The organism is Desulfosarcina sp. BuS5 (genome assembly GCF_028752835.1).
GTDB lineage: Bacteria > Desulfobacterota > Desulfobacteria > Desulfobacterales > BuS5 > BuS5.
This window is the reverse complement of record NZ_CP087952.1, coordinates 133,262-153,060: the sequence shown is the minus strand read 5'-3', so window position 1 is coordinate 153,060 and position 19,799 is coordinate 133,262. Positions and strand designations below refer to the sequence as shown.

Below are 19,799 nucleotides of genomic sequence, written 5' to 3'. Positions count from 1 at the left end.
TCGCTACGCTATAGGCGGAAATAATAAAGCTTGTTCAAACTTTGCAGAAAAATCAGGCTCGGTTGCAAGTTCCGTAAATTGTACATGGTCTAAAAACCTGACAGCCTCTCTTCTTTTCTTCTTGTTCAGAAGCGCCATGATACAGCCCGCGCCGGCCAAATTATTTTCAGGCATAATCTTGCTGTTTGCGACAGCCTCAGGCAGCATACCAATAACAGCCGCATTTTTCCAATTAAATTGAGCTCCAAAGGCTCCGGTTAAAACAGTCCTGTCCAGACGTCTGCATTTAGCTTTTTCCATCAACAGCTCAATTCCGGCACACATGGCGGCCTTGGCTAATTGAATTTGTCTGACATCTCTGAGAGTAATGGCTATTTCTAATCCGGCTTTGTTTTTTTCTTTATTAATAAGGACTACCTTTTGTTTGGCCGCTTTTTCTTTAAAGATAACTTCCGGCATTTTTTTATTGAACGAGCCGCTTTCCAGAATTAACCTGGTCTTTCGCATAGCCGCAATGGCATCGATTATGCCGGAACCGCAAATTCCGGTCGGCTCCGCATGCTTACTTTCTCCCAGAACGCGGTACGCAAAGCCACGGGTTTCAGGGTCGATCTCAACTTTGTAAATTGCTCCGGGAACGGCTCTCGTTCCACAGGAAATCTGACCGCCTTCGAAAGCCGGACCAGTAGCGCAACTGGCAGCCCATATTTCGGCGTGTGTGCTTAAAACCAGTTCGCTGTTGGTTCCTATATCAATAACAAGAAGATTTTCATTACAATTATAGACATCTTCAGTCAACATCACACCCAGGGTATCACCGCCGATAAATCCTGATATGACCGGGAAAAGATGAATATTTGTGCCGGGATTCAGATTCAACCCTAAATCAGCGGCCTTCAGATCAGGCAGAAGCCTGCTTACAGGAAAAAAGGGCGCTCGGCCAAGCCCCCGGGGATGGAAACCCGCAAAAATCTGCTCCATGGTTGTATTGCCGGCCACAACGGCTTCATCAATATCAAGACTGGAAAAACCTGCTTCTACAAGGCACAGATTGACAGTCGAATTGATTGCCTCCACCACGAGAGACTGCATTTTTTTTAAATTTCCGGGTGCCTGCCCTGTTGCCGCTATTCGGCTTATAATATCTTCCCCGTAACACCTCTGTGGATTGGCGGTTGATTTTGCTGATAGAAGTTTACCGGTTTTAAAATCGCATAAATATACAGCTATTGTCGTAGTTCCCAGATCAACGGATAGTCCAAGGCAGGGCTCCCTTGTACCGGGTAGCACAGCAGTAATACCCTTTTGGCGATGAAAAACCAGCGTAATTTCTTTTTCAGTTTCCGAAAGACCGGCCAGCTGGCGCAGGACTTCCGGTTCTTTGAAAAAAATTTTTTCTTTTTGAACCGTGGATGCTCTGTTTAAAATCAGACCTGCCAGATCAAAACAAACCCCGTTATTATCAACAGGAACCTGAACCCGCGGCACGAAAATCCGTTCAACCAGGGGATTGGTAAAATATTTTTTTCTAATGTCTGTTTTTGCCTCGATTCCTTTGCCGCTATCACTCTCTTCAAGAACAGATACTGTAATGTCCCCCGTTATTTTGGCCTGGCAGGCAAGGCGGCAGTTGGAGGCAAGCTGATCAAGGGTAAGAAGTGTGGTTTCAGATTCAGTTACAGGTGATAAATTTTTTGAGGGGCCGGCATTTACAACGCATTTGCCGCATAAACCTTTAGCGCCGCAATCGCTTCTTACAAAAAAGGAGCGCTGCTGCAATGCTTCCAGGATAGTTGTTGCATGTTCAACAGCTATTGATTCCCCTGTATTTTTAAAAACGATATTATGCACTATTTATGCAAGTTTGCCCGCCCGGTACGCTTTGATGTAATTCATGCAAAAATCATCTTTTTCCACAAGCGCAAGAGCTGCTGAAATATTTGCCATAATTTTATTGTCAAGAGGGTTGATTATGGCGGCATCAAGCCCTTTTGCTATAGCCATAGCCATAAAGGTTCTGTTCATAAGCTTGCGCGCCGGAAGTCCGTAAGAGATATTTGATAGTCCGCAAACAGTATGAACACCTTTTAAAGCTGTCTTTATCTTTTCAAGCGCATCCAGAAACTCCACCCCATAATTCGTCCGGACGGCCACCGGCTGCACCAGCGGATCGATAAAAATATTTTCCGGCAAAACATTGTTTTTCACCAGTCCGTTTACAAGTTTATCAGCAATATTCAACCGTTCATCAGCAGTCTCGGGCATACCCTCATCGCTCATACATAAAGCGATAACCTTCAGGCCGGTTCCGGCGATTATAGGAAGCAAGGCGTCATATCTTTTTTTTTCAAGCGAAATGGAGTTTATCATGGCCTGTCCTTTATGAACAGACAGTGCCGCTTCAACAGCTGAAGGATTCGGACTGTCTATGCAGCAGGAGCAGTCGGTTTTACTCTGCACAGTTGTTATAAGCCATTTAAGACGCTCCGCTTCACTATCCACAAATGTTCCCGCGTTTACATCTATATAATTTGCGCCATTGGCTGACTGGTCGCAAGCCACTTTCTGTATTCCGGGTTGATCCTGTTCTTTCACCATAGCGGCAATGCTTTTCCGGCTGGTATTAATTAGTTCACCGATAATAATCATTTTTTGGTAATCCTTTTTACTGGTTCAGGGTTTTTGAGCGAGCCCTTATAGATTGTCACATAATAACCTGATTTTAAAATTTGGCACAAGGCCAGGGTAGAGACGCAAAATTTTGCGTCTCTACCCCGACGACCGATAACGCAGTGAAATTATTTATCTGACAATCTATAGGTTCAACCTGAGAAGAATGAACGGTTATTCAAATACTGCCCTGACAGCCTTGGCAATATCGTCAGGCAGCGGTTCCGGTTTATGTTCCGCCAGTATTTTATCCACATTACCGACGGCCCGCTCCCCTAATGAACTTCCCCCTTTATTTTCCCAGCCATCATAGTTTGATCTCTCAAAAAGCTTTGGATACCAGCGGTCCCGGAAGTGTCTGGCGGTGTGCGGGTGATCAAGATATTGCCCGTCAGGTCCAATCTCATCAATCACATCAAGCGCCAGAGTCTCTTCGTTTATTTCAATTCCTTTCATAAAAGCTTCCAGCCAGCTTAAAATTTCATTGCAGATCACAAGCTGGGGCAAAGAACCGCTCAGGCCGGACTCCAGGTACCCCACATCATGGATAAGATTGCCGCCGAACAAGACATCAGAATAAAGGGTAAGCGCTGCTTCAGCCGCGGCCTGCTGATCCACCAATTTTGATTCACTGCATCCTGCCAAGCTAAACATTGGAAGCCCCAGGTAATGGCCAAAATCGATAGCCTGTCCCCTTTTTTGCGGGTCAGCATAGGGCTGCACCATTGTTTTCATGTCCAGCATATTGCCCCCCCAGCCAGGTATAATAAACGGAGCGCCTTCACGTTTTAATTGAGATAGTACCAGGCCTGCCAGAACGCCGGCATAGTTGGCAGCCATAGCGCCCGCAATTGTAATAGGAGCAGTCACTCCTCCCTGGGCAGAAGGGATATAGGTAAAAGGCAGCCCCTTGCCGGAGAGATAAAGAAGCTTTTGCAAGGCTTCTTTATTATGCCGTAAGCCGGTTGTAACATTGATATAGCAGACTGCAAATGGGTTGTGGCGCAGCGTATCAGCTCCTCCAGTCACAATTTCAGCCATTTTAACAGCATCCCGGCAGCCGAAAAACTCTGTTGTCACATAAACAACCGGCTTGGTTGTATTGTTAAGCATGGCCTCCATTTCATAACGGTCTAATTTTTCCTGAGGCACATCTGAGGGCAGGAACATGCACATCACAAAATCTATATTTTCCAGCGCGTCACAAACAATCATGCCTTCAACGATATCCTTTAAAACAGCCCGCCGCCGTTTTCCGCTACGGTGATCCAAAAGATGAAGACAATCAGAACCTGTTCCGAAATAACAGCGATGCCCTCCCACTTGCATTGCCCGGTTGCCGGCTCGGTCATACAAAGTTATGCTTTTGGGCACTGTGCTGAATGCCTTTTCTACCAGGCCGGACGGAATCCGCACCCGGTTTCCGTCGGTTACAAGCGCTCCGGCTTTTTTACAAAGATCCACTGCTTCCTGATCATGCAGGGACACACCGGTACGTTCCAAAATTTCCAGACAGGCCCAGTATAGTTTTTGGCATTGCCCTTCGGAAACTTTACCTGCATACGGACTATTTAACGCCTGCTGATGGCTGCAAATATTTGCCATTATATTTTTTCTCCTAAATTTTTAGTAAAAGTTTGGTCTTTTGAAAGAAGCTGATTGTCTACAAGCTTTAAGGTGTGATCAGATTAAAATAGTAAACTGTTACAAATTTTCTAAATTATTTGTAAAGAAGTGATTTCGCAATTCTTACGGCTGACCCTGCGTCAGCCCCATAACAATCAGCGCCGATTTCCTCAGCATACTCTTTGGTAACCGGAGCGCCTCCTACAAGAACTTTTACCTGATCGCGAAGACCTGCTGATTCCAGAGCTTCAATGACATTTTTCATGCTGAGCATGGTTGTTGTCAGTAAGGCGGATATTCCGACAATGTCAGCATTGTTTTCACGAACCGCTTCCAGGAACTTTTCCGGCTTAACATCCGTGCCTAAATCAATAACCGAAAAGCCGCCGCCTTCCATAAGCATTTTTACAAGATTTTTACCAATATCATGAAGATCCCCCTGGGCGGAACCGATAACCACTACGCCCAAGTCCTTGGCATCGTCTTTGGTCAAGTGAGGTTGAAGAGCATTTACACCTGCTTTCATAGCCCTTGCCGACATCAGGACTTCAGGAATAAACATATCTTCTGCTTCCATCTTTCCACCCACTATGTCCATCGCGGCGATAAGCCCCTTGTTCATAATGTCAGCCGCTTTTTCCCCTTTGGTTATTCCTTCCAGTACTATCACTTTAACTTTATCCTCATCCCCATTGATTACAGCATCTATAAGGGGCTGTATCTTATCCATTTTTATTACCTCTCTTACCTGACTTTGATAAAAATATTAAACCAAAAAAACTTTTCCCGTATTTTTTAAAGTGTGATCATCACGCATATAATTGGGTTGGCTGCTGTTCCGCTTGATTGCTTCCAGCCCTTCAGGATCATACGGGTCAATCTGATAATCCGGCGCCAACTCCGGGCCTGTCTGCCGGCAAAGTTCTATATGCCTTTCCAGCTTTGCTATGGAAAACGAAACCAGCTCCTTTAAAAATCCAAAAGCATGCCGCATTTGATGAAATCCATATTTCTTCATCAAAGCATAACCGCAAACAGCTTCTTTTTCTGCAATTTCATTCGGTTTTTCCTGACTGGTGGTACAGGCGGTCTGAATTGAAGGAAGATTCAGCCGGCTGTTGACCTTTTCCATCAAAAGGTTGGCGATATTAAATGAAACAAGGCCCATATCAACCGCATAGTTGTTTTTAATACTGGCGACCGAGGGCAGCCCTGCATGTACCGTCATAATACCGGGATTTACCAGTTGGGCCAGAGTAATTCCGAAAAGAGCCTCTGCATGGGTCAGGGTAAGCAGGCTCGACATGGAATAGGGCGCCGAGAGTCCCGCCATCGGCATCGTGGAAACATAAATCGGTATCCCTTTTTCAACACAGGACAAAAATGGGTCGACCATGCTTTCAATAATGTTAAGCGGACTGTTTATAATGGAAAACTGGATTGTAAGCTTACCCCTTGATTCATAAATCTGCTGCGCCCTTGCAATCCCCTCCTCTGTGAGAGCCGCCACATAGATCGGTTTTTCACAATTGGCGATAATTGTATCCATAACCTTTGCTTCCTGCTTGGGTATCAGCACGCCACGCGCCATAAAATCGACCACGTAGGTCTGATTGACAATTTGCGAAATCTTTGCAACATGCTCAAAAGTCGGAACTACCAGTTCGCCGGTATTATCGTCATATAAAAAAGGGGCGGTGCCGCCGACCCCGAATGAATTGTCAGGTATCCAGTATTGGTCCCTTTTGGGCATCGTCGTCAGAGCCTGTTCAACCAGGGGGGCAAGAACATGGATATGGCCGGTGGTTTCGTCATAGGCTGCCAGCCCGGTGTCTTCAAAGATTTTCCGAACTTTATTTGAAACAGATTTAACCCCGACCTCTTCGAGCACCGCAAGGGCATCCGTATGTATTTTTTCCAGATACTGATTGTCTACAATATTCATTGTTTTATTTTATCCTCAAATTCTCAACCGCATGCCATCCCAGGCGAACTGAATATTTTCATATTCAGATTGCATTGTAAAATAATCAGCATAGCTTCTATTCCAGTATTCTTCGAGATGAACAAACAAAATTTTAGCGGCCCGAATTCTTTTGCAAAGCGCAATTGTCTCTTCAAATGTATATAGCGTTGTTCGTGAAATATGATTATCAGGATATTTAAAATTATGCTTCAGCCCGTCTTCAAAAATTCCGGGCTGAATAACAACAAGGTCAGCATCCTGTACTTCTTTTTTTTCTTCAGGAAAAGGCTTGATATCACAGGGAGCGTAAACTATTTTCCGGCCGTCTTTTTCAAATATATATATATATACCGTCTGATTTCCACGATCTACAGGAATTGCAGATACCAGGATCTGCTTGATTTTTATGCTGTTTTTATAGGAAATGGATTTAATGAATCCTTGTTTTTCATAAAATTCAACCAAAGGACCATAAACCGATCGTATATCCCTTACCCGTTCCATCAGTAGCTCAGGCAAAACCAATTGAATCTGTTTGTCCGGATAAGCCTCCCAGGTGCGAAAGTCGAGTGCTATCTGCTCTACAACCCGGAACCCTTCCACATGGTCAGGGTCAAGATGAGTAAAAGTCAAAAAATCGACTGCATCTATCAATCCACGGTTCAAACGGGTTGCAACCTCGGCCGGAGTATCGATCAAAAGGTTCGAATCGGAAATATAGGCGCATGGGCCTGTTCTTTCATAAGGAGGCCCTTTTCTTCTGGCCTCCCTGCAAACATTGCAGCCGCATAATGGTTTCGGGATTACGGCACATCCGCCGGAACCTAATATTGTTAAATTCATATGCATTGTGAGCGAAAATGCTCAGGCAACTTTACGTTCCTTACTATCGTTTTCCTTGTGGTTATGTTTCAGATCCCCGTCTATAGTTCCCCGGACCCGTTCTCTTTCCTCCTCAAAATCAAACCCGGTCCAGATACCTATGGAGCCGAGAATGGAGTCTTGGGGATGAAACTGGCGGAAAATCTTAAAATAATAAGCGGCTTCCGGGCTGTTAATAGTCGCCTTGGGGTTGTCCGCCTTGATCTGTTCATATTCATCCTCGGTTATCTGTTTTTTTGCCAGTCTTTCTCCCAGACTCTCGCAGCCGGCCCCCTGGGTATACTGGACCTTGTAGCGCCAGAGGATATCATCAGGCAGGTATCCGGTCCCTTCAAATGCCTTTCGGAAAATCCATTTTTCTATCTTGGCCCCGTTATGTTCGCGTATTTTAAGCTCCGGCGGAATTTTCATGGAAAGATCAATCATTTCCACATCCAGAAAAGGCACCCGTAATTCCAGGCTGAAAAGCATGCCCATGCGGTCGGCCCTTTGAAGATTAATATTATGTAGATTGCCTATGCAGCGTCTTGCCTCCGGGTTGAGCTTGTCAAAGGGAAAGTGTTTCATATAGTGATAACCGGTAAAGAGTTCGTCTGCACCTTCACCCGTAAGTACCACGGTGACGTAGTCGGCAGCCTTTTTGCATGTGAAATAGCATGGGATGGCACATCGCACCAGAGATGGGTCATAGCTTTCCAGTTTTTTGATTACGATGGGAAGCGCTTCGTAGTATTCGTCTTCTGTAAAGAGCATTTCGTGATGCGTCGAGCCGATATGTTTGGAAGCGATGCGGGCCGCCTTGACATCATCGCTTACATCACCGAATTCATCTTCCATTCCGACAACAAATGTATGCAGATTCGGAATCTCCTTAGCCGCAATGGCAGCCACCAGACTGCTGTCAAGACCTCCGCTGCAAAACGAACCCACAGGTACTTCCGGATCGGCCAGCAGCCGTTTTTTGACGGAGCGAATAAACGTTTCACGAATCAACTCACAGGTTTCATCAATATCGGTAAGAAGATGGTCTTCAATTTTAGGGATCTCATAATATTTTACGAATCCGTCTTGAGGGGTGTAATAATGCCCCGCAGGGAATTCATGCACTTGATCCAGGCCGGCATGGCTCATGGCACTAAGCTCAGAGCTGAAGTACATTTTGTCACTTTGATAGCCGTAATATAATGGCTTAATGCCAATCGGGTCTCTTGCCAGCATGTAATCTTCACCATCAAACAGGGCAAAGGCGAACATACCGTCCAGATCTTTGACACATTCGTACCCTTTTTTTTGATACGAGTGGAGTATGACCTCGGAATCGGATTTGGTTTTAAAGCGAAATTTAGGCGCAAGAGTTTTTCTAAGTTTATTGAAATTATAGATCTCTCCATTACAAATGATGCCGGCATTCCCACCGTTTGCCAAAATGGGCTGGTGGCCCATGGCAACATCTACAATAGACAGGCGCGTATGGCCGAATACCATATTTTGGCATTGATGGATGCCCCTGTCATTTGGCCCCCTATGGGGGAGGGCATCTAGCATTCTATTGACGGTTTCATCATCTCTTGCACCAATACATCCTGCAATTCCACACATTCGTGACTCCTTTATTCCCAGTTCCTTAATATATTGTTTGTAATGACTCCGGTCAAAACGATCGAGTCAAGTCCTTATGGGTTTTGACGATTAATCAACAAAGATTTTTCCAAGGTTGGCGGTTGTGAGCGAATCGTCCATATACATTCCTAAGCCGATATTTTGAATGGATTCCATACTTCTTTCATCATAAACCGGCATTTCGAAATCCGGTGCATCCTCTGCTGTGACTTCTTCTGCGATTTGGATGCACTTCTCCAGTTTGGCAAATGAAAAATCAATTAGGTACCGGAGAAAGGCAAACGGATGACGGATCATGTGAGTCCCATATTTCTTACAAAGGGCCTGTCCCATCACGGCATCGTCAAATGCACGATCCGTAAGATGCTCTTCATGGGTGGTGCCGGCACTCTGAAACGAAGGAAGATCCAACATAAGGTTCATATGGGCCATTAAGATGTTTAACATGTTATGACTGATCAGGCCGTAATTGGGGTTGTATTCAATCCGTGGATCGGCAATGGTCGGGTATCCGGCATGAATGCAGGTTGTCCCAGGGTTAAGCAATTGCGCTACGCAGATCCCAAACAGCACCTCGGCATGGGTCATGGACAAAACTCCATTATAACAGTATGGCGCGCTTATACCGGCCATCGGCATGGCAGAAATGAAAAGAGGGAGTCCGGCCTTTGCTACCCTGACAAATTGTTCGGAAAAATTCTCATTAACCTCCAAAGGGGGACGTGTAAGGCAAAACACGATCATGACATTTTTTCTCTTCTCATGAATCTTTTTGGCTCTTTCAAGGGCTGCATCCGAAGTTACTGCAAAATAGAGCGGTTTAGAGCAGTTTTCATCCATTATATTCATCTGTTCAACTTCATCTTTCAGTTTTACTCCACGCCCCATACCGGCAACTACCTTATTTTTCTCCGCTATTTGAACAATTTTTTTCACATGAGCGGCCGTTGGAATAACTCCTCCTTTAGCCGCCTTATCATCATAAATGTACGGGGCTGTACCACCGATAAAAAAGCTGTTCAGCGGCACAAAGAAGTCAGGAACAGAGGGAACCGTTTTAAGGCATTTTTCAACCAGGTCAGACATAATATACACCCGATTTTCATAAACAACCGCCAGCCCTTCCGCTTCAAATTTTTGAAAAGCTTCCTGCATGTCCGGCTGTTTACACCCTACACCCAAATTTTCCAGTATCCATAAGGCATCCTTGTGAGCCTGAAAGAGCATTTCAACTGTATTATTGCCTAATAATAATTTTGATTTATCGACCTGTCTGATATTCACAATTTCCCCACTCTGAAAAAACAGCTCCACCTGGAATAAGATGGAGGAATGCATAATAGACACCAAGTTATAATACGGTAAAAAAATTTTCCTATTCAAACTAATTTTTTACAAAAAAACAGAAGAATTCTTATCCGTGAGGTTTATATAAGCTATTAAATAGTAAGTATCAAGGAAAACTTACTTAAGAATGGTATTTAAAAAAGGTTTGAATACAATATATATTATATTTAGAATATATTTTAATCGACTTGTTAGTAGACTAATTTTGGTAACTTTGTGAGCAAAACGGTTTATTGCGGGGGGGGTACCTCTAAAATTAATAAAATTTTATTGACAGCCTGAAAGGGCTTGACGTATTTTTACTCTTACCCATAAAAATACGGTGAATGGATAACATATTGTCAAACTAACAGAGCCAGGAGCTTTTCCACACTTATAACCCAAACGTGAACAGGGCCGTTGATCTTGACGTTACACGCGTAGTGTAATATTTTATTCACATAATCTATTATGCTAATATGTGTAATTATGGAGCTGAAATGAAGAACCCTTTTACTTACAGCAATTTTGTAACAGGTCTCTCTTTTTGCAACAGAATAAAAGAGCAAAGAGAACTGCTTGAGTTTATTACGGCCTCACAAAACGTTTTGCTGTACTCCCATAGACGAACAGGCAAAAGTTCATTAATAAAGCAAGTTTTTCAAAACATAAAAGAACAAAAGCTTGATATTGGAATGCTGTATATAGATCTTTACGGCACGACTTCTGAAAAAGAATTTATTACAAGAGTATTCCAACAATTAAATGCTTTGGAATCAAATACAAACAAGTTATTAAACTTTTTGAAAAACAGCATTAACAAATTTTCTTTTCAAATAAGCATTGATCCAGCCACAAGCTCACCGACCATTGCTCCATCTTTTAAGGCTGCGGATGAAAATTTGATTTTAAAAAAACCTTATGGAACTGCTTGAAAAATTTTCTGAGAAAAGGAAGATTGTCATTGCTTTTGATGAGTTCCAGGAATTGGCTAAATATACAAACGCTGATTTGTTTGAAAAACAATTAAGATCCTATGTTCAGCAGCATTCTAATATCTGTTACATTTTCTCCGGAAGTCAACAGCATTTACTTACAGCAATGTTCAAATCACAAAAAAAAGCCTTTTATCAGCAGGCAGCAAGTTTTCCGCTTAAAGAAATTGAAACAAAGCATTATATTCTCTGGATGAAAAAAATGTTTAAATGCGGAAATTTTTCCATTGAGAATGATAATTTAAAACAGATTGTTGAACAATTTCAAAATCACCCAATGTATATTCAATTGTTCTGTTTTTTTCTCTGGAGAGAATTGAAGCAAACTCCTTGGAATGATGCAACGATAAGCAAAATTGAACGTTCTATGATTGAACAAAAACATCTTGAATGTCAAATGCTGTGGGACAATCTATCCATCAATCAAAAAAAAACATTAAAGCTTGTATTGCTCAATGATGGACAAAACCTTTTTTTTGCAGAAGCTTTAATCACCGTTAATATTAAAACAGCTTCCATTGTCACACGGTGCTTGAAAAGTTTGTCTGAGAAAGAAATTTTAATAAAAAATGGAAAATATATAATCCAGGATATCTTGTTAAAAAAATGGATTGCTTTAAATATTTAAAATTGTATGATTATGGCATCTTTGAATATATACTTGATATTTTTTAGACATTGAAAAAAAGGGGGAATGTTAAATAGTTAGAGGTTGTCGACTGGAAACCTGGGTTATTTGAATATTTAACGTCTCCCGTTTTTCCCTGGGAGGGCCCAATGACAATTAATTCAAAAAAAAACTTTGCAGCAAAGCACAATTCGGATTTAAAACCGGATATTATAATTAAGCAAGAAATCACAAAACTAATAAATAACAACCTCCTTCCATGCAAAGCAGCCTTTAAAATTGCAAAAAAACTTGAAGTGCCTGCGGAGCAGGTCGGAAAAACAGCCGATCGCATAAACTGCAGACTGATCGGATGCCAGCTTGGTCTTTTCGGTTATAAAACAAAAAAGAATAAAGCAATACCGGAAGGTTCCGCAGATAATAACCTGCCCAAAAATCTACCCAAAAATTTGCCTAAAGATCTAAAACAAGCGATTACAGATAGGCTTGTTCACGAAAAATTAAGATGTAAAGATTGCTGGGATATCGCTTCAAGATTTGAAATATCCAGAATTGCAGCAGGACGACTCTGCAATTCTATGAATATCAAAATCACGGGATGCCAACTGGGGGCATTCTGATTCAACCTGTCCCGCAAAAGGGATTATAACGTCTTTCCTGACCTATTGTTGTAATTCCCATATGACCGGGATAAACTTTTACATCATCTCCCAGAACAAACAGTTTATTACGGATACTGGCAATAAGGGTTTCATGACTACCCCCCGGGAAATCGGTTCGCCCGATTGATCCGGCAAAGAGAGTGTCTCCAACAAATACATACCCATCTGAATAAATGGAGATGCCTCCAGGTGAATGGCCGGGTGTATGGATAATCTGGAATGTAATATTACCGAATGAAACAGTATCGCCATCTTCCAAAGTTCTGTCAGGAGGCGGGGAATTGTCAGACATAAGCCCCCAGGCAGCGGCATTTTCTGCAAGTTCACCCAACATTGGAGCGTCAAGGGGATGGATCAGCAGGTCAGCGCCAGTGGACTCCTTCAACATCTTATTTGCTCCCACATGATCAAAGTGGCCATGGGTATTTAAAATATATTTTACTTTAAGTCCGGATTCCGCCAGAGAGAAGAGAATCCTGTCTGCTTCCGCCCCGGGGTCTATAACAATCGCTTCCCCGGTCTCTTCACAACCTACAATATAACAGTTTGCCATAATAGGCCCTACAGTCAAATCTTTAATAAGCAAGACGTCCTCCATTATCCCGAAATTCAGGAAATATAGATTATATAATAGATATAACAGATTAAAATTATTTATGTGGAAATCGATATCTCTTTATTTTCGTGTGCCCTGTGTATGCTGTCCAAAATTCCGTTTATAAATGCCCCGCTTTCTTCGGTGCCGAATTTTTTCCCAATATCCACTGCTTCGTTGATAGATACTTTAGCAGGGATATCATCGCAATAAAGCAGTTCATATACCGCAATTCTCACAATATTTCTGTCTACGCAAGCCATACGACTAATTTTCCAGTTACTGGAAAATCTCTCGATTACAGAATCAATGTCCGAACCGAATTGCTCAAGGCCCTTTATAATTCTTTCAAAAAAAGGCCGGGCGCTCTTTGAAACATTAAAGTGTCCGGGGAAAAGTTCTATACAATCTTTTGAGCTGCAAAGGCTCATATCCTTATAAAAAAGGGCCTGCATTGCAAGCTCTCGCGACCTGCGTCTGGCAGACATATCTATCCCTGATCAAGGGCATCGATAAGATTTGCCATCTCCACCGCAGATATGGCACACTCCCAACCTTTATTGCCGGCCTTTGTTCCTGCCCGCTCTATGGCCTGTTCGATAGTATCTGTTGTCAATATCCCGAGCACAACAGGGATATCATGCTTCAGACTTACAGTTGAAATGCCCTTGGTCGCTTCCGCGCAGACATAGTCAAAATGTGGGGTCGCGCCTCGAATTACTGCTCCGAGACATATCACTGCATTATATTTTCCTTTCTGAGCCATCTTATTTGCAAGAAGAGGAATCTCAAAAGCTCCTGGAACCTTTACAATGTCTATATCCTTTTCGCCGGCGCCTGAACGTATCAGGGCATCAAGAGCTCCCTCAAGCAATCTGTCAGAAATAAAATTATTAAAACGGCTCACTACAATCCCAAATTTTTTTCCCTCAGCCTGCAGTTTACCTTCAATTATATTAGCCATCTCTATTCCCCTTTCATTATTCCCCTTTTATTTTCCGGAATGCATATTAAGCAGGTGACCCATTTTAAGTTTCTTGCACTCAAGGTACCCCCTGTTATATTCATTAGGCTCGACTTCGATGCAGACCTGTTCGACAATACTTAATCCGTAGCCTTCCAGACCTATCATCTTCTTGGGATTATTGGTCAATAGTCTCATCTTTTTTACACCGAGACTGACCAGTATCTGGGCTCCAATTCCATAATCCCTGAGATCATCCTTAAACCCCAGCTTCAGATTCGCCTCTACAGTATCAAAACCGTATTTTTGCTGTAGTTCATAAGCCTTTAACTTATTAACCAGACCGATCCCCCGGCCCTCCTGCCTCAAATAAAGCAGAACACCGGCCCCCTCCTTGTCCATCATGTCCATGGCCTTGTGAAGCTGACCAGCGCAGTCACATCTCCGGGAACCGAAAATATCGCCTGTCATACATTCGGAATGAACACGGACTAAAACAGGTTTTTCAGGATCAACCTCTCCCTTCACAAGCGCTATATGCAGCAAATCGTCCACCAAGTTTTCATACGCAATAATTCGGAATTCGCCTCCATAGCGGGTAGGAATGGTCGTTTCTGCGGATATTTTCACAAATGATTCGGTCTGCATGCGGTATTCCACTATATCTGCAACCGTACAAATACCTATTCCATGCTCTTCGCTGAACTTTTCCAGTTGCGGCATTCTGGACATTGTGCCGTCATCATTCATGATTTCACAGATCACTCCAGAAGGTTTTAACCCGGCAAGACGCGCCAGATCCACAGAACCTTCCGTCTGGCCCACGCGGACCATAACGCCGCCGTTTCTGGCCCTTAACGGGAAAACATGACCAGGCTTCACTAAATCGCGGGGTCTTGCATCATCCGCTACAGCGGCAAGAATTGTGGTCGCCCTGTCAGCAGCCGATATCCCTGTGGTAACTCCGTATCTGGCCTCTATAGAAACAGTAAATCCTGTTTCAAACTGAGATGTATTCTTGTCGACCATCATCGGCAATCCGAGCGCTTTCACCTTTTCTTCTGTCAGGGAAAGACAGATTAAGCCGCGGCCGTATTTTGCCATAAAATTAATTGCTTCAGGGGTAACTGACTCAGCAGCCATAGTAAGATCGCCCTCATTTTCACGATCTTCATCATCTACAAGGATCACCATGCGCCCGGCTCGTATATCATCAAGCGCCTCTTTTATTGTTATTAACGGCATTTTTCTTAAATATCTCCTGCAATAGACTTTCAGATAATTAATCTTGAAATCTATACCAAATTGTTAAATGTTTCAATTTTTAAAGAAACCCTGTTTTTGCCAGAAACTGCATATCTATTGATGAATCGGTTGCTCCTTTTTCAGCGCCGGTACTTTTAGTCATAAAACGTTCCACATATTTCCCTATCATGTCTGTCTCAATGTTGACTATGTCGCCTGTTTTTTTAAAGCCTATTGTTGTAAGCTTTGCCGTGTGCGGAATAATGGTAATCTCAAAACTGTTTTTTGTACAATTATTGATTGTGAGACTGATACCATCAACAGCAACCGAGCCCTTCTTGATCATATAGCGTGTCAGGGCTTCAGTCGCCCCTATGGTAATGACAATTGCGTTGTCGAGGGTTTTGATGCTGATGATTGTTCCTGTTCCGTCAATATGCCCTGAAACAAGGTGGCCGTCCAGGCGGTCACACAGACGCAGCGCCCGTTCCAGATTAACCCGATCCCCGACCTTTGCCCTGCTAAAATTTGTAACTGCGTATGTTTCCGGCGACATGTCTATTTTAAAAATCCGTCCGTTAATCTCAACAGCAGTCAGGCATACCCCGCTTACGGAAATACTGTCTCCCAACTTGGTCTCATCAAGGGAAAAGCCTGCATCAATTGACATACGGATACTTCTGCCCGACTTTTGGATACCCTTTATTTTTCCGAGCGCCTCTATTATTCCTGTGAACATAAATAACCTTCCACCATCACATCATCGCCAAACTGCCGCACTCGGACACCTGTAATTGGTATGGAATCCTTCATCAGGGCCGGGCCGGGCCCCCTGCACACCGGAACGCCATCATCTCCGCCAAGAATTCTGGGTCCGTAAAAAAAACATATTTTATCGACTATCCCGGCTCTGAAAGCAGATGCATTCACCCGGCTGCCTCCCTCTATCAGCAGGCTTGTAATTCCAAGATGACCCAAATAATCCATCAGCTGATAAAGATTTATCAAACCATCCTTTACAGGCGCTTCTATTACCCTGGCTCCCTTTTTCTCGATCTTCTCTTTTTTCTCTTTTGAAACAGAATCTCCGGTAATAATCAGAGTGTCGGCAGCGGAATCGAGCTGAAATATTTTAGCGTTTTCAGGAACTGAAAGCTTGGTGTCAAGTATTATCCTGACAGGATCCAGAGATTTTTTTCCTTCAAGCCGGGTTGTCAAACTGGGATCATCCTGTTTGACGGTTTCTACGCCCACCATGATTGCATCACAGGCATGACGAAGACCATGCACGAATCTCCTTGATTCAGGGCATGTTATCCACTTTGAATCGAATGTTCTGGTAGCTATGCGGCCGTCTAAAGTACTCGCACATTTTGCTGTCACAAAGGGACGTTTTGTAATAATATATTTGTTAAATACCTCATTCAGCTTTTTAGCCTCATCTTCACAGATACCTGCTTCCACTTCTATTCCGTGCTGTTGTAAAAATTTAATGCCGCCGCCCTCTACATCCGGGTTAGGATCTCGTGCCGCGACAACGACTCTTTTTATCCCCGCATCAATTATGCTCACAGTACACGGAGGGGTACGGCCAGTATGATTGCAGGGTTCAAGGGTAACATAAAGAGTTGCGTCGTTGGCTGATAACCCTGCATCCCGTATCGCATGAATTTCAGCATGTGCTCCGCCCGCTGCCTTATGGTATCCCATTCCCACCACCGTACCGTCATTGACAATAACAGCGCCAACCATAGGATTTGGGGATGTAAAACCTTCTCCCCTGACAGCCATCCCAAGGGCCATTTTCATAAAGTATCTGTCGTCCATAAAAAGATTACGCTTTATTACTAATCAGCTTTATTACTACTCAGTAAATTTTTCAGTTCCGAAACAAAATCATTTACATCCTTAAATTCTCTGTATACCGATGCAAACCTGACATAGGCAACAGGATCAAGGTTATGCAGCCTGGCCATTATTTTTTCTCCGAGTATTGCGGACGGAACCTCTTTTTCACCAATTTCCCGGAGGTCATGTTGCAGTTCAGCGATAAACTCATCGATCAGGTTCATGCTTATATCGCGCTTTTCACAGGCTTTTTTTATGCCCGACCGGATCTTGTTTCCGGAGAAGACCTCACGCCGTCCGTCCTTTTTTACTATCATCAAGGGCGTCTGCTCAATATGCTCATAGGTTGTAAAGCGCCTTCGGCATGCAATACATTCCCTTCTCCGGCGTGTCACTTCACCATCCTTGCTCAACCTGGAATCTATAACCTTGTTGTTAATTTCTTTACAAAATGGACACTTCATAAACTTTATTCCCGTTCCTTATGAACAGACTCGTATCACCTCAACTCCGGCCTCTTTCAACATCTCTTCCGACATGGCATCGGCATATCCGTCATGAAAATATATCCTGGTTATACCGGCATTGATTATCATTTTGGCACATATTGAGCATGGAAGATTTGTACAAAAAAGAGTAGCGCCTTTAATGGAAACGCCATGAAAAGCAGCCTGGATAATAGAATTCTGCTCGGCATGTATGCCCCGGCAAAGTTCGTGCTTTTCACCGGACGGTACGTTCAAGCTATCTCTAAGGCAGCCGGTTTCGGAGCAATGGCGAATACCTGAAGGTGCGCCATTGTAACCGGTTGCCAGAATTCTTTTATTTTTTACAAGGACTGCGCCGACGGAACGTCTAAGACAGGTGGAGCGTTTTGCCACAAGAAAAGCAATATCCATAAAATATTTTTCCCATGATGGACGGTCCTCGATTTCGAACATAACCCCCTTTAATCCTTCCCGTGGTCATTATAAAGCGGAAACCTGTCACACAGCTCCCGAACCCTCTTTTTTATGTTTTTTACAAGATTATCATTAGCGGAATTTTTCAGGATTTTGACAATCATTGCGGCAATAATTTCCATTTCAGGTTCCTTCATGCCGCGTGTAGTTACAGCAGGTGTGCCTATACGAATTCCGCTGGTTACAAACGGACTACGCTCTTCAAATGGGATCGAATTTTTGTTGACGGTTATCCCGGCGCGGCCCAATATTGCTTCAGCATCTTTACCCGTAATATCAAGGTTCCTTAAGTCCACAAGGATCATATGATTATCAGTCCCGCCTGAAACCAGGTTGATCCCCTCTTTCATCAAGCATCCGGCAAGAGTTTTGGCATTATTCAAAACATTCTGCTGATAGAGTTTAAATGATTCCGATAAAGCCTCTTTAAAGGCAACTGCCTTGGCAGCTATAACATGCATAAGCGGGCCGCCCTGTATTCCGGGAAATACTGTGCTGTTTAACCTGGCTCCATAATCTTTTTTCGCAAGAATCAGCCCCCCGCGCGGTCCCCTCAATGTCTTGTGGGTCGTTGAAGTAACAACCGCTGCATATGGTATCGGCGAAGGATGAAGACCTGCGGCAACAAGACCTGCAATATGGGCCATGTCAACCATCAAATAGGATCCGGCCGCTTCTGCGATCCCTGCAAAGGCTTTAAAGTCTATTGTGCGGGGATAAGCGCTTGCGCCGGCAACAATCATCTTGGGCCGGCTCTTTTCAACAATTTCGGCAACAGAATCATAGTCGATTCTGCAGGTCTCCTTATCAACCCCATAATGAACAAAATTAAAAAGTTTTCCTGAAAAACTGGCCTTGCTCCCGTGGGTAAGATGGCCGCCATGCGACAAATCCATCCCCAGTACGGTATCGCCCGGCTCCAGCAAAGAAAAATATACGGACATGTTTGCCTGGGAACCGGAATGGGGTTGTACATTTGCATATTCCGCTCCAAATAGTCTTTTTACTCTGGTTGTTGCGAGGGTTTCCGCCACATCAACATATTCACAGCCGCCATAAAACCGCTTGGCTGGATAACCTTCCGCATATTTATTAGTCAGGATACTCCCCTGCACAGCCATGACAGCCTTGCTTGCCACATTTTCAGAGGCGATTAGTTCAAGGGTATTTTTCTGCCTTTTATTTTCATTTTCAAGAACAGATGCAATCTCAGAATCTATATTTTCAACAGCTTTAAAATCCACTTACATATTCCTAAATCTTGGTTATAAATTTTCAAATAAGAGAGGAGAACGAAATCTATATATTATTAAACTTTTCTATCCGCTCAAGATGCCTGCCTCCCTCAAAAGGAGTTTCAAGCCAAGCCCGGACTATCTCCATTGCCAGCGACTCGCCGATCACACGCGCTCCCATAACAAGAATGTTCGAGTCATTATGACACCTGCTCATTATGGCGGAAAACATATCACCGCAAAGAGCGGCTCTAACATTGGTGAATCTGTTTGCAACCATAGACATGCCCAACCCTGTGCCGCATAAAAGTATGCCGCGCGCATAGCTCCCGGTAGATACCATGGAAGCAACCTTGATTCCAAAGTCCGGATAATCGACCGATTCCTCGCTGTCGGTTCCGACATCTTTAACTTCTATTCCTCTTTTAACAATAAATTCTTTAATCTTCCCTTTTAAGTAGTATGCCGCATGATCACAGCCTATAATAATCGGGGACATATTTTCATTCATTTCAAAATTCCCGCATCAATAGTTTCGTTTTCAATATAACCATATATTTTATATATTTCATAAG

The 19,799-nt window shown here is 43.4% G+C and carries 21 protein-coding genes; 3 read left to right on the top strand and 18 right to left on the bottom strand.

Annotated elements, in window-relative coordinates:
* Window positions 1-3: 3 nt before the first annotated feature.
* From BuS5_RS00745 to BuS5_RS00710, 8 genes are all read right to left on the bottom strand, one after another.
* Window positions 4-1,851 (bottom strand): ASKHA domain-containing protein, encoded by a 1,848-nt coding sequence (locus BuS5_RS00745; protein WP_027353444.1) that lies wholly within the window; start codon window positions 1,849-1,851, stop codon window positions 4-6.
* A 3-nt stretch (window positions 1,852-1,854) separates the two neighbouring features.
* Window positions 1,855-2,649 carry a methyltetrahydrofolate cobalamin methyltransferase gene (locus BuS5_RS00740; protein ID WP_027353443.1) on the bottom strand — a complete coding sequence of 265 codons (795 nt, stop codon included), beginning with the start codon at window positions 2,647-2,649 and terminating at the stop codon, window positions 1,855-1,857.
* A gap of 195 nt (window positions 2,650-2,844) precedes the next feature.
* Window positions 2,845-4,275: a trimethylamine methyltransferase family protein gene (locus tag BuS5_RS00735; protein WP_051374654.1), complete on the bottom strand. Its 1,431-nt coding sequence runs from the start codon at window positions 4,273-4,275 to the stop codon at window positions 2,845-2,847.
* 115 nt (window positions 4,276-4,390) lie between these two features.
* A complete protein-coding gene (locus BuS5_RS00730) occupies window positions 4,391-5,026 on the bottom strand; it encodes a corrinoid protein (RefSeq protein ID WP_027353442.1) in 636 nt (211 codons plus the stop codon).
* Between the two features lie 36 nt (window positions 5,027-5,062).
* A complete protein-coding gene (locus tag BuS5_RS00725) occupies window positions 5,063-6,241 on the bottom strand; it encodes a trimethylamine--corrinoid methyltransferase (RefSeq protein ID WP_027353441.1) in 1,179 nt (392 codons plus the stop codon).
* Window positions 6,242-6,256: 15 nt separating this feature from the next.
* The gene (locus tag BuS5_RS00720) at window positions 6,257-7,111 is read right to left on the bottom strand and encodes an MBL fold metallo-hydrolase (protein WP_274427933.1); all 855 of its coding nucleotides are present in this window, start codon (window positions 7,109-7,111) and stop codon (window positions 6,257-6,259) included.
* A 15-nt stretch (window positions 7,112-7,126) separates the two neighbouring features.
* Complete coding sequence (gene asnB, locus BuS5_RS00715; RefSeq protein ID WP_027353439.1) at window positions 7,127-8,743, bottom strand: asparagine synthase B; 1,617 nt, start codon at window positions 8,741-8,743, stop codon at window positions 7,127-7,129.
* A gap of 90 nt (window positions 8,744-8,833) precedes the next feature.
* A complete protein-coding gene (locus BuS5_RS00710; protein ID WP_035264786.1) occupies window positions 8,834-10,048 on the bottom strand; it encodes a trimethylamine--corrinoid methyltransferase in 1,215 nt (404 codons plus the stop codon).
* Window positions 10,049-10,590: 542 nt separating this feature from the next.
* Between BuS5_RS00710 and BuS5_RS00705 the strand changes: the two genes are divergently transcribed.
* The 3 genes from BuS5_RS00705 to BuS5_RS00695 all read left to right on the top strand — a co-directional run bounded on the left by BuS5_RS00705 (window position 10,591) and on the right by BuS5_RS00695 (window position 12,333).
* A complete protein-coding gene (locus BuS5_RS00705) occupies window positions 10,591-11,025 on the top strand; it encodes a hypothetical protein (RefSeq protein ID WP_027353437.1) in 435 nt (144 codons plus the stop codon).
* Window positions 11,012-11,713: a hypothetical protein gene (locus tag BuS5_RS00700; protein WP_027353436.1), complete on the top strand. Its 702-nt coding sequence runs from the start codon at window positions 11,012-11,014 to the stop codon at window positions 11,711-11,713. The genes BuS5_RS00705 and BuS5_RS00700 overlap by 14 nt, the downstream gene beginning before the upstream one ends.
* A 149-nt stretch (window positions 11,714-11,862) precedes the next feature.
* On the top strand, window positions 11,863-12,333 hold the full coding sequence (locus tag BuS5_RS00695) for a hypothetical protein (RefSeq protein ID WP_027353435.1): 471 nt from the start codon (window positions 11,863-11,865) through the stop codon (window positions 12,331-12,333).
* Window position 12,334: 1 nt separating this feature from the next.
* Here the strand turns inward: BuS5_RS00695 and BuS5_RS00690 are convergent, their stop codons facing one another.
* The 10 genes from BuS5_RS00690 to rpiB all read right to left on the bottom strand — a co-directional run bounded on the left by BuS5_RS00690 (window position 12,335) and on the right by rpiB (window position 19,735).
* Window positions 12,335-12,961, bottom strand: coding sequence for an MBL fold metallo-hydrolase (locus BuS5_RS00690; RefSeq protein WP_027353434.1), 627 nt, complete (start codon window positions 12,959-12,961; stop codon window positions 12,335-12,337).
* A gap of 68 nt (window positions 12,962-13,029) precedes the next feature.
* The gene (nusB, locus tag BuS5_RS00685) at window positions 13,030-13,458 is read right to left on the bottom strand and encodes a transcription antitermination factor NusB (protein WP_027353433.1); all 429 of its coding nucleotides are present in this window, start codon (window positions 13,456-13,458) and stop codon (window positions 13,030-13,032) included.
* A gap of 2 nt (window positions 13,459-13,460) precedes the next feature.
* Window positions 13,461-13,934, bottom strand: a complete 474-nt coding sequence (gene ribH, locus BuS5_RS00680; protein ID WP_027353432.1) for a 6,7-dimethyl-8-ribityllumazine synthase — start codon at window positions 13,932-13,934, stop codon at window positions 13,461-13,463.
* 27 nt (window positions 13,935-13,961) lie between these two features.
* A complete protein-coding gene (locus BuS5_RS00675) occupies window positions 13,962-15,179 on the bottom strand; it encodes a bifunctional 3,4-dihydroxy-2-butanone-4-phosphate synthase/GTP cyclohydrolase II (RefSeq protein WP_027353431.1) in 1,218 nt (405 codons plus the stop codon).
* A 79-nt stretch (window positions 15,180-15,258) separates the two neighbouring features.
* Complete coding sequence (locus tag BuS5_RS00670; protein ID WP_027353430.1) at window positions 15,259-15,918, bottom strand: riboflavin synthase; 660 nt, start codon at window positions 15,916-15,918, stop codon at window positions 15,259-15,261.
* A complete protein-coding gene (ribD, locus tag BuS5_RS00665; RefSeq protein ID WP_027353429.1) occupies window positions 15,903-17,006 on the bottom strand; it encodes a bifunctional diaminohydroxyphosphoribosylaminopyrimidine deaminase/5-amino-6-(5-phosphoribosylamino)uracil reductase RibD in 1,104 nt (367 codons plus the stop codon). The genes BuS5_RS00670 and ribD overlap by 16 nt, the downstream gene beginning before the upstream one ends.
* Window positions 17,007-17,026: 20 nt before the next feature.
* Window positions 17,027-17,491, bottom strand: a complete 465-nt coding sequence (nrdR, locus tag BuS5_RS00660) for a transcriptional regulator NrdR (protein ID WP_027353428.1) — start codon at window positions 17,489-17,491, stop codon at window positions 17,027-17,029.
* An 18-nt stretch (window positions 17,492-17,509) separates the two neighbouring features.
* Window positions 17,510-17,968: a deoxycytidylate deaminase gene (locus tag BuS5_RS00655; RefSeq protein WP_027353427.1), complete on the bottom strand. Its 459-nt coding sequence runs from the start codon at window positions 17,966-17,968 to the stop codon at window positions 17,510-17,512.
* Window positions 17,969-17,976: 8 nt separating this feature from the next.
* Window positions 17,977-19,233, bottom strand: a complete 1,257-nt coding sequence (glyA, locus tag BuS5_RS00650) for a serine hydroxymethyltransferase (RefSeq protein ID WP_027353426.1) — start codon at window positions 19,231-19,233, stop codon at window positions 17,977-17,979.
* 55 nt (window positions 19,234-19,288) lie between these two features.
* A complete protein-coding gene (gene rpiB / locus BuS5_RS00645) occupies window positions 19,289-19,735 on the bottom strand; it encodes a ribose 5-phosphate isomerase B (protein WP_027353425.1) in 447 nt (148 codons plus the stop codon).
* Window positions 19,736-19,799: the final 64 nt, after the last annotated feature.

Excerpts from the sequence above, each read along its gene's own strand:
- BuS5_RS00725 (WP_027353441.1), bottom strand. The coding sequence starts at position 6,241 with ATGAATATTGTAGACAATCAGTATCTGGAAAAAATACATACGGATGCC.
- ribH (WP_027353432.1), bottom strand. The coding sequence starts at position 13,934 with ATGGCTAATATAATTGAAGGTAAACTGCAGGCTGAGGGAAAAAAATTT.
- BuS5_RS00730 (WP_027353442.1), bottom strand. The coding sequence starts at position 5,026 with ATGGATAAGATACAGCCCCTTATAGATGCTGTAATCAATGGGGATGAG.
- BuS5_RS00705 (WP_027353437.1), top strand. The coding sequence starts at position 10,591 with ATGAAGAACCCTTTTACTTACAGCAATTTTGTAACAGGTCTCTCTTTT.
- BuS5_RS00655 (WP_027353427.1), bottom strand. The coding sequence starts at position 17,968 with ATGTTCGAAATCGAGGACCGTCCATCATGGGAAAAATATTTTATGGAT.
- BuS5_RS00695 (WP_027353435.1), top strand. The coding sequence starts at position 11,863 with ATGACAATTAATTCAAAAAAAAACTTTGCAGCAAAGCACAATTCGGAT.
- BuS5_RS00700 (WP_027353436.1), top strand. The coding sequence starts at position 11,012 with ATGGAACTGCTTGAAAAATTTTCTGAGAAAAGGAAGATTGTCATTGCT.
- asnB (WP_027353439.1), bottom strand. The coding sequence starts at position 8,743 with ATGTGTGGAATTGCAGGATGTATTGGTGCAAGAGATGATGAAACCGTC.
- BuS5_RS00720 (WP_274427933.1), bottom strand. The coding sequence starts at position 7,111 with ATGCATATGAATTTAACAATATTAGGTTCCGGCGGATGTGCCGTAATC.
- BuS5_RS00740 (WP_027353443.1), bottom strand. The coding sequence starts at position 2,649 with ATGATTATTATCGGTGAACTAATTAATACCAGCCGGAAAAGCATTGCC.
- BuS5_RS00670 (WP_027353430.1), bottom strand. The coding sequence starts at position 15,918 with ATGTTCACAGGAATAATAGAGGCGCTCGGAAAAATAAAGGGTATCCAA.
- rpiB (WP_027353425.1), bottom strand. The coding sequence starts at position 19,735 with ATGAATGAAAATATGTCCCCGATTATTATAGGCTGTGATCATGCGGCA.
- nrdR (WP_027353428.1), bottom strand. The coding sequence starts at position 17,491 with ATGAAGTGTCCATTTTGTAAAGAAATTAACAACAAGGTTATAGATTCC.
- BuS5_RS00735 (WP_051374654.1), bottom strand. The coding sequence starts at position 4,275 with ATGGCAAATATTTGCAGCCATCAGCAGGCGTTAAATAGTCCGTATGCA.
- ribD (WP_027353429.1), bottom strand. The coding sequence starts at position 17,006 with ATGGACGACAGATACTTTATGAAAATGGCCCTTGGGATGGCTGTCAGG.
- BuS5_RS00675 (WP_027353431.1), bottom strand. The coding sequence starts at position 15,179 with ATGCCGTTAATAACAATAAAAGAGGCGCTTGATGATATACGAGCCGGG.
- nusB (WP_027353433.1), bottom strand. The coding sequence starts at position 13,458 with ATGTCTGCCAGACGCAGGTCGCGAGAGCTTGCAATGCAGGCCCTTTTT.